This is a genomic window from Pseudomonas sp. EA_65y_Pfl1_P113, assembly GCF_963970525.1.
Classification (GTDB): domain Bacteria; phylum Pseudomonadota; class Gammaproteobacteria; order Pseudomonadales; family Pseudomonadaceae; genus Aquipseudomonas; species Aquipseudomonas tritici.
In genome coordinates, this window is sequence record NZ_CAXAQM010000212.1 from 1 (window position 1) to 633 (window position 633).

The 633-nt window shown below is 65.7% G+C and carries 1 protein-coding gene; it reads left to right on the forward strand.

Annotated features, from left to right (window positions below):
- Positions 1 to 633, forward strand: a 633-nt coding sequence (locus tag AACY52_RS29180; RefSeq protein WP_339561198.1) for an ATP-binding cassette domain-containing protein, incomplete at both ends; no start/stop codon positions are given.

Genomic DNA, 633 nt, shown 5'->3' on the forward strand with positions numbered 1-633 from the left:
CGCCGCTGATCACGCTCGACATGGCAGCGGTCGGCTATGCCGACAAGCCGATCCTGCAGCGCCTCAATCTGCGGCTCGATCCCGATGATCGCGTCGCGCTGCTGGGCCGCAACGGCAACGGCAAGACTACGCTCGCCCGCCTGCTCGCCGCACAATTGCCGACGATGGACGGCGCGATGAACGCCAGCGGCAAGATGCGCGTCGGCTATTTCACCCAATATCAGGTCGAGGAACTCGACGGCGACGATACCCCGCTCGAACATATGACCCGCATGATGTCGGGCAAGACACCGGGTGCGGTGCGCGCGCAGCTCGGGCGCTTCGGCTTCTCGGGCGTCAAGGCGACGCAGAAGGTCGGCAAGCTTTCGGGCGGCGAACGCGCCCGCCTCGCGCTCGCACTGATCACGCGCGACGCGCCGCACATGCTGATCCTCGACGAGCCGACGAACCATTTGGACGTCGATGCGCGCGAAGCGCTGGTGCAGGCGCTCAATGCCTATGACGGCGCGGTCATCCTGGTCAGCCACGATCGCCACATGGTCGAACTCACCGCCGACCGGCTCGTGCTGGTCGATGGCGGCACCGCGAAGGAATATGCCGGCAGCATGGAGGATTATATCGCCTTCGTGCTGG